7 protein-coding genes are annotated in these 8328 nt (G+C 45.3%); all 7 read right to left on the minus strand.

Features of this window, described 5'->3' with window-relative positions:
- Positions 1-7 precede the first annotated feature (7 nt).
- Positions 8-4039 (minus strand): hypothetical protein, encoded by a 4032-nt coding sequence (locus ACFILT_RS09555; protein ID WP_375679989.1) that lies wholly within the window; start codon positions 4037-4039, stop codon positions 8-10.
- 17 nt (positions 4040-4056) lie between these two features.
- Positions 4057-4290 carry a hypothetical protein gene (locus tag ACFILT_RS09560; RefSeq protein WP_375678331.1) on the minus strand — a complete coding sequence of 78 codons (234 nt, stop codon included), beginning with the start codon at positions 4288-4290 and terminating at the stop codon, positions 4057-4059.
- A gap of 9 nt (positions 4291-4299) precedes the next feature.
- A complete protein-coding gene (locus tag ACFILT_RS09565) occupies positions 4300-4521 on the minus strand; it encodes a hypothetical protein (RefSeq protein WP_375679990.1) in 222 nt (73 codons plus the stop codon).
- A 9-nt stretch (positions 4522-4530) separates the two neighbouring features.
- Positions 4531-5664 (minus strand): phage tail protein, encoded by a 1134-nt coding sequence (locus tag ACFILT_RS09570; protein WP_375678330.1) that lies wholly within the window; start codon positions 5662-5664, stop codon positions 4531-4533.
- A gap of 7 nt (positions 5665-5671) precedes the next feature.
- Positions 5672-6685, minus strand: coding sequence for a phage tail protein (locus ACFILT_RS09575; protein WP_375679991.1), 1014 nt, complete (start codon positions 6683-6685; stop codon positions 5672-5674).
- Between the two features lie 8 nt (positions 6686-6693).
- A complete protein-coding gene (locus ACFILT_RS09580) occupies positions 6694-7698 on the minus strand; it encodes a phage tail protein (RefSeq protein ID WP_375679992.1) in 1005 nt (334 codons plus the stop codon).
- A gap of 12 nt (positions 7699-7710) precedes the next feature.
- Positions 7711-8328 (minus strand): transglycosylase SLT domain-containing protein (locus ACFILT_RS09585; protein ID WP_375679993.1); only part of this gene is annotated, 618 nt, incomplete at its 5' end.

The following is an 8328-nucleotide window of genomic DNA, read 5'->3' on the forward strand; positions in this document are numbered from 1 at the left end:
CCCCTCCTCACAAATCACGGGAATGGCTACACCCACGCGCACATAATTGTTCATTACCTCTAGAAGAAGATACCGTGGAGCGTGCAAAACATCCGCTATCTACACCATGACTCCACCCTCCTCCTCCTGATAACCATCTCATTTCTAACCTAGCCTGCCCCCTATTCGTTATTTGCATAGGAAACGTTCCTGCTAAAAACTGCCAAACATAACCGCAACCTTCCTCACAACCGATATGCGAGATCATACGACGATTTGCTGTATCAACGTGACCTCCTGAAGTCTTAGGAGAGGGGGGAGACTTACCTTTAATACTTGTTTTGTCATTACTTCCATACATGGTTGAAGCAAATTCCACATCACTCAGTAAGGATTTCTTGACACGCATCATATCCGTTACATGATCTGTATAGGTACGACCTGTTGTGATCGGAACACCATATGCCGAGCGCGTATTTTCACCGGTGCCTGACTGAAGATAAATATCAACCCAAAGATCTGTAGAGGGGTCATAAACCATACCTTCTGGTGAACTATGCGGACGGTGATTTAAACACCAAACTGAATTGGGTAAAATATCCCCTGCTCTATAACCAGACAATGGATGACCAGAAATCGTACCAACATCCGCACAAAGCGTATGAACACCTCCTATCTTGCGCGAATTATTGACGCTGTAACCGTTTGGATACGTAGAGTTTTCTGATACAACAATTTTATGAGAATCTCCCTCCGGTACCAAATAAAGATAATAATCCTTGCCCGCAGAAAGAGACGGCATGCTTATTCTTGTATCTGCCGTATAACTTGCAACCAAAGTATCATTGCCTAATGCCAAAGTTATGCGTGTTCCTTTTTTCAAGGTTAATTGCGCTTTGCCTGTCGCTACAAGAAACGGTGTGGAAATTGAAAGAACCGTTAAATTGGACTGTTTCAGTGAATTGTTTACCTCTTCCGCTAGCGCTTTTGCCTGTGAAGCTACTGTATGGGCTGTTGTTGCCGTTGCTAGGGAACTCTTGATCCCTCCAAGCTCTTGCTTCGTCGTATCGGCTGTTTTTTTGGCTTCTTCTGCTGTCCTTTTCGCTCTATCAGCTACTTCCTTGGCTTTTTCAGCTTCGCTCTTGGCTTGATAGGCTTGTGAATCTGCCGACTCGGCTTTTTTCTTGGCTTCGTCTGAGTACATCCGCGCTAAACTTACGGGAGCTTTAAAATTCTCAACCACTTGGTTGATATCGATAACCCTACTCCTCGCAGACGAGGCTATTTTCTCTGCATTTTCTGCCTGATTGCGCGCTTGCGTCGCATCATGTCTTGCATAACCAGCAGACTCCTTGGCTTCCTTGGCTATTTTTTGTGCCTCTTCCGCTTCTTCTTCTAAAGACGCGGCTTTCTTACCCGCTGTTTCGGCTGCCCTCTGCGCCTCTCCTGCTATATATTTTGCATTATTGGCTATTTCCTTGGCTTTTTCTACTTCATTCTTGGCTTCATACGCTCGGTCATCGGCTTTCTCTGCTATTTTCTTGGCTTCTTCACCTGCCATTTCTGCTAATCTTGCTATAGTCTTAGCGTTATTGGCTGCTTCATTCGCGTCGTAAGCTTTACTCCACGCTTCATTCGCTGTGCTTTTTACTTTTTCCACCTCACTACGCGCTTGCTCCGCATCATGCTTGGCATAACCTGCTGTCTGTTTGGCTTCTTGTGCTATTTTTTGTGCTTCTTCTGCGGCTGCTTCTAAAGACGCGGCTTTTTTACCCGCTGTTTCAGCTGCCTTTTGCGCCTCTCCTGCTGCATATTTTGCACTATTAGCTATTTCCTTGGCTTTTTCGGCTTCATCTTTTGCTTCATACGCGTAGTTATTGGCTTTCTCCGCTATTTTCTTGGCTTCTTCGCCTGCCGTTTCTGCTAAACTTGCTGTAAGCTTAGCACTATCTGCTGTTTCATTCGCTTTGTGGGCTTTATTCCACGCTGCATTCGCTGTGCTTTTTGCATTTTCCACCTCACTACGCGCTTGCTCCGCATCATGCTTGGCATAACCTGCTGTCTGTTTGGCTTCTTGTGCTATTTTCTCGGCTTCTTCCGCTTTACGCTTCGCCTCTTGTGCTATGCCCTTCACCGCTTCCCCACTCACCTGCCCTGCCGTCTCTCCTGAACGCACCGCAGACTCTGCTACCGCTTTCGCTTCCAAAGCTATTCTAGAGGCTTCTGTTGTGCTCTGTTGGGCTTGCTCCGCTTTCGCTATTGCACTATCTGCTGCACTTTTCGCTTCTAAGGCTATCGCTTTGGCATTACTTGCCTCTTCTTTTGCTTCTTCTGATACGATCTTCGAAGAAGTCGCTGTTTGATTTGCTTCATTCGCAACTCTCTCTACACTTTCTGCTTTAACCTTTGCTTCTTCTGATAAACTTTTAGCATTAGAGGCTGTTTGACTTGCTTGTTCACTCGTGGATTTCGCTTCAGTCGCAACAGTCTTTAAACTTTCCGCTTTAGATTTCGCATCGCTAGCCTCTCTTACAGCTTGCTCTACTTTCTCTGTTGCACTATCCGCTGCACTCTTGGCTTCTTCTGCTGTGCTCTTCGCTGCATTCGCAACTGTAACAGCGCTTTCTGATGCTACTTTGGCTTCCTTAGCTACGCTCTCTGCTGTTTCTGTCGCTGTCGCTACCGATTGTTTTACTTCCTCCACTAAACCTTTTGCCTCAACAGCTGTCGTTTTACTTTCATTGGCTAACGTTGCTGCCTGATCTGCTACTTTCTTCGCTTCAGCGGCTTTAGACAGTGCTTCTGAAGCATCTTGTTGCGCTGTTGATGTCTCTAACGCCTGTTTTGCTTCTTGCACCATAGTCTTGGCTTCAGAAGCTGTAACTGTCGCATCATCCGCCTTCTTTTCGGCTCTTGCGGCTTTCTCTTCTGCCGTCTCTGCTGTGCTCTTAGCTTCACTCGACTTCGTTAACGCTTCTAAAGCTTTTTGCCCGATCTCATCACCAGCCTGTTTAGCTGTGGTAGCGGTCGATAATGCCGTTTCTGCAATACCTTTCACTTCTTCAGAAATATTCTTGACATCATTGACTAAGGTAAGCGCTGTAGATGCTTTATCCTTCGCTGCATTCGCTTCTGTAAGCGCATTGGTAGAGGAATTTTGGGCTTCTGTTGCAAGTTGTTTGGCTTCTTCTGAGAGTGTCTTAGATGACTCTGCTATCTGTTTGGATTCTCTTGACTCCGTTAATGCCTTCTCTACTGCCGTTTGTACTTGAGACGCTGTTTTTGTAAGTTCTGTAACAGAAGATGTCGCCCGTTCCGATAAACCTTTTGCTTCTTCGGCAATATCCTTCGCATCAGCGGCTGTCTGTTTGGCTCCATCTGCCTTCATACTTGCTTGTGTCGCTACTGTCTTAACTTCATGACACGTTGCTACCGCTGTTGCGGCTACTTGCGTCGTCTCTGTTGCTGTTTGGGAAGCATCTCTCGCTGTTTGTTCTGCACGTTCAGCAATGGATTTCGATTCATCGGCTAATCTCTTTGCTTCTGTCGAGACATGGACGGCGTTCTCACTTGCCTGCTTGACCTCTACAAAACTTTGCAATGCCGTAGACAATGAACCTTTCGTACTACTTATTTCCCCTGTAGCTCTATCAAATCCTGCCTTCGCCTCTTCTGCCATTTGCTTGGCGGCATCAGAGGCACTCTTGGCTTCTTCGGCTAATCCCTTGGCTGTATCTGCTGTATCTTTTGCAAGATTAGCCGTTGTTGTTACTGCTGTAACCGCTTCACCCGTTTTGGTAACTTCTGTAAGCGCTCTTTCCGATACTTTTTTCGCCTCTTCTGCAACCTGTTGCGCACCATTCGCACGCGACATGGCTTTTTCTGCTTCTTGTCTTGCATTAACAACCTGCTCTAACGGCGCAAAGGTTTCATACGAATACAAAGATGCCGTCCCTAAAAGCTTCGGAACAACAACGCTATCTTGCGAAGTTCCTTCTCTGATTTCCTCTTTCGTGGCTATTGGTATCAGATACTCATGACTATGATCAGGTATTTTCATCTGCTTTATTCCTTCATTCAGAGGGCTTCATCCAATGAACACTCTTTCAAATCTTCAAGCTCTTCTCTTAATGCCTCTAAGCGCTTCTCTAAATCTTTCACAGATCCATCAAGCTCCGTTTTCAAAGCGGCTTTCAGTAAATCAAAAACGCCAGTAAGCGGCGCATGCACAAAACCTCCCCCAGAATACAAAACGACCCGTACTTGAGACGGGTCGCTAATCTCTGATATCGCAAACGGTTTTAATGACANCCATTAAACCTAAAATGAACACTCTTTCAAATCTTCAAGCTCTTCGCTTAACGCCTCTAAGCGCTTCTCTAAATCTTTCAGTGAACCATCAAGCTCTGTTTTCAATGCTGCTTTCAGTAAATCAAAAACGCCAGTAAGCGGCGCATGTACAAAACCTCCCCCAGAATACAAAACGACCCGTACTTGAGACGGGTCGCTAATCTCTGATATCGCAAACGGTTTTAATGACATTTCAACTCCTCATGTCTTGATCCCATAAATTACACTCACATTAACGGGGCGCGTTTCAACACCACCAACCCTCTCTGCCATGAGATGATGTTCATGATGCTCTCTGTCATTCAGACCTTCTGTTATAGGCATTGAATAATATAAAAAATTAGCAAAGGGGCTCCTGATAAACCAAGGTAAACGCGGCGGCTTGTCTTTTTCTGTAAACCAAAAGGGAGTCTCTACCTGTGGACTTCCTGCTATTTGGTCAAATTCTTGATTACACTTGTCCAAAGCATCCCCACTCAAACCTACACACTCTTCGTCTACAGATCTCTTGCGCCTTGTCACGGGCGCTTCAGTAGAAGAAACATTCCGTTTCTTTCGAGAAGAAAGACCTTCTGATGACGCTGGACCTATAAAATGTTCGTGCGCTTTTAAAGAACAGGATTGTATACTTGCAAAAGAACGCCAAGGGTCTAAATTGCGTTCATTATCAAGTCCCCGTAAAAATAGCCCCCGAAAATCGGGAACATTAAACGTCGTGGCGCCATCTCCTTCTCCCCACGTCGTTCCTATCGCAGAAAATAAATCCCAATAAACATACCGTGAATAAGCACTTCCATCACATGGCAACCAACCATCCGGCAAGCGCTCCATTGCAAACGGTCCTATCAGACCGGAAGGTAAACGTTTTAAGGAAGAAACTTTGCCCCTTGTCGGGTTGAGAACTTGCCAACCCGTAAGCTCTTCATCATACACAAGCGTATAAAGACAGCCATCTTGTATCTCTCCTCCCGATAAGGCTAATAAACCGGTTTCTGTCGCCTTATAAACGGGCTTACCGGCTAAATTATTTAAAGCAATTGTTGTCGCCCCAACATTCTTGCCCTTCGCTTTAAAACAAACCGATATGCCATTCTTATACTCTAAAAATGCCGATTGGCTTAGAAGCCTTATCACGCTCGTCTTTTGGTTATTATCAACCGTCACAATCCCTTCAAGAACACCCCCCGTATCCGATAAATACTCACTTACCCGTTGCATCATAAAACGAGCGCTATTATTAACCGTGTTAGGGTGCTGTCCCTCTGACCAATTAATTAAAGCATCAGCACCACCATTCTCAGATGCCGTTAAAGACCAATCATAAATCGTGGACATCTAAACCTCACGTCTTGATTCCAAACACAACACTCATATTAATCGGGCGCGTCTCACTTATACCTGAACGAGCCCAAACAACATCACGCATATGAAGGTGGGAATGGGGAAAGGCGAGCTTATGGTGCACGCGTATATCCTCTGCTCTCACGCCCAAACGTTCAGCAAGCTTCAATCTTTGCTGGTCATTCAACACATATCCCCAGATGATCGTCATATCACCATGCCAACTCTCTTCCTGATTTTCATCATTCAAAATCGTAAAGGATTGACCACTATGATCATGCTTTCTCATTGCGTCATTTTGTAAAGTGCCAAGATAACGAAAGCGGTCTATCTCGCGCTCATCATCAACACCTCGTAAAAAAACACCACGCAAATCGGGAACATTAAACTTCGTCCAACTATCAGCGCCTCCCCACCTGATCCCTATCGCTTCATAAAGAGCAGGATAATCACTACGCAAATAAGCCTTCCCATCACATGGTAACCAGCCATCTGGCAAAACTTGCATCCCAAAAATCCCTATCGTCCCTGGTGGATCAACAGGGATAACCGGCTCTTGCGATAAAGAGAGAGGCGTAGGATTTAAAACTTGCCAAGCATGATCCCTATAAACCAAGCTATAAATGCATCCCCTTTGAAGCTCGCCCCCAGATAAAACACGAATGCCTAATTCCGTCGCCTTGTAAACAGGTTTAGCCGCCAAATCATTCAAGGCAATTGCGGTTTCCCCAACATTCTTGCTCTTCGCTTTAAAACAAATTGATATCCCATTCTTATACTCTAAAAATTGCGATTGGCTTTGAAGTCTTATCAACGTCGTCTGGTGTTCAGCATCAACCGTAAAAGTGCTTTCAATCACACCACTCGTATCCGATAAATACTCACGCACACGTTGCATCATCACACGAGCACTATTATTCAGACTACTAGGACGTTGTCCTTTTGACCAATCAATCAAATCATCACAATAGGCATTCAAGGAGGCATTGAAAGACCAATCATAGATCGTCGACATCTTACACCTCATGTCTTAATCGCAAACAGAACACTCACATTAACTGGACGCGTCTCGCCTTCACCAGTGCTCTCCAAAACAACCTCTTGGTTCTCATCAAGAGTAAGAGAACTTACAATGTAGCCCCCTAAATTCTCACGCTCTATGCCCATAAAATTCGCTAGAGAGCTCCCCCCAAACAAGCCTAGACGATAGCCCAACACATCCGTCGTATTCCCATCCCAAAAGTTTTCGTTGCTGGTAAAATGAGACATCGAAAGGCTCTGTCCTTGATGTTGATGCGACTCGATTAAATCTGTTTGCACACTTGCAAAAGAACGCCCCTCATCAATATTGCGCCCTCCATCAAGCCCCCGTAAAAACATCCCTCGAAAATCGGGAACATTAAATGTCGTGGCGCCATCACCCTCTCCCCAAACCGTTCCTATCGTCTCAAATAAATCACGATAATCACGACGCAAATAAGCCTTCCCATCGCAAATTAACCAATCCTTTGGAATCCAGCGCATTCCAAACGTTCCTATAAAACCCGTGGGATAAAGACTGCTTTCTTCTTCTTCTAAAGGGAGTGGGGTAGGATTAACAAGATGCCAATGATCTCCATTATAAAACAATGTATAAATGCACCCTTCTTGGATTTCCCCTCCCTTTAAAGGACCAACCCCTAATTCTGTTGCTTTATAAACCGGCTTGCCATCTAAAGCATTTAAGACAATCGTGGTCGCTCCAACATTCCTACCTGTCGCCATAAAGCGCAAAACAATCCCATTCTTATACTCTAAAAATTGCGATTGGCTTTGAAGACGTATCGTACTCGTTTGTTGTGCATGATCATTTGTAACAATCCCTTCAAGCGTGCCACCCGTATCTGATAAATATTCACGCACGCGTTGCATCATCACACGGGCGCTCTTATTCACACTGCTAGGATGCTGCCCTTCTGACCAATCAATTAAAGCATCACAACGCGTATTATCCGACGCTCTAAGCGACCAATCATAAATCGTTGACATTTCTCGTGAATCCTAGCTTCTGTAAAATGGTCCGTAAAACGCCCGCATGAAGGGCATCATCAAAGGATTATCATCTTCATCACTCTCTTCTTCTTCCGAAGGCTCTTCTTGGGATGCTAATTGTGATGCTAATAATGCCCGTAAAACCTCTAACATGTTGTCTCTATTTCTAATGCCACCATGCGCTGTAGGACTTGCTCTATGAGGCTGCCCCCCATACATCTGTAATACACGGTTGACAAAATCACTTGCACGCATAGCGTTGTTTCCACCATTCAAGCCAACCGCATTGCTCCCAACAATTTGCGCCGCATTGGCATGGGGATTTTGAAGAAGCCGCGCGGCTCCTCTTGCTCCTTGTTGATGTGCTAAATACAACTCCGCTTCATTAGGCGCTCTTCCCAAAAGGCGGCTTAAATGATTGCGATTATCAAGCGTCAACCGCCCCATGGCATCTGCCGCTTGCATGGGATCAAACCTATCCTGCAAACCATATTGTTTGGCGGTGCTGTCTATAAATTGATACAACCCACCAGCAGAAGAACGGGGATTCCTTGCATTCGGATTGCCTCCACTTTCCACTTGCGCAACACGGTACAAATAACTCTCTGGCAAACCATAACGCGCTGC

Origin of the sequence: Bartonella sp. AP7XZML (assembly GCF_042195745.1) — a bacterium.
GTDB lineage: Bacteria > Pseudomonadota > Alphaproteobacteria > Rhizobiales > Rhizobiaceae > Bartonella.

Excerpts from the sequence above, each read along its gene's own strand:
- ACFILT_RS09555 (WP_375679989.1), bottom strand. The coding sequence starts at position 4,039 with ATGAAAATACCTGATCATAGTCATGAGTATCTGATACCAATAGCCACG.
- ACFILT_RS09565 (WP_375679990.1), bottom strand. The coding sequence starts at position 4,521 with ATGTCATTAAAACCGTTTGCGATATCAGAGATTAGCGACCCGTCTCAA.
- ACFILT_RS09570 (WP_375678330.1), bottom strand. The coding sequence starts at position 5,664 with ATGTCCACGATTTATGATTGGTCTTTAACGGCATCTGAGAATGGTGGT.
- ACFILT_RS09575 (WP_375679991.1), bottom strand. The coding sequence starts at position 6,685 with ATGTCGACGATCTATGATTGGTCTTTCAATGCCTCCTTGAATGCCTAT.
- ACFILT_RS09580 (WP_375679992.1), bottom strand. The coding sequence starts at position 7,698 with ATGTCAACGATTTATGATTGGTCGCTTAGAGCGTCGGATAATACGCGT.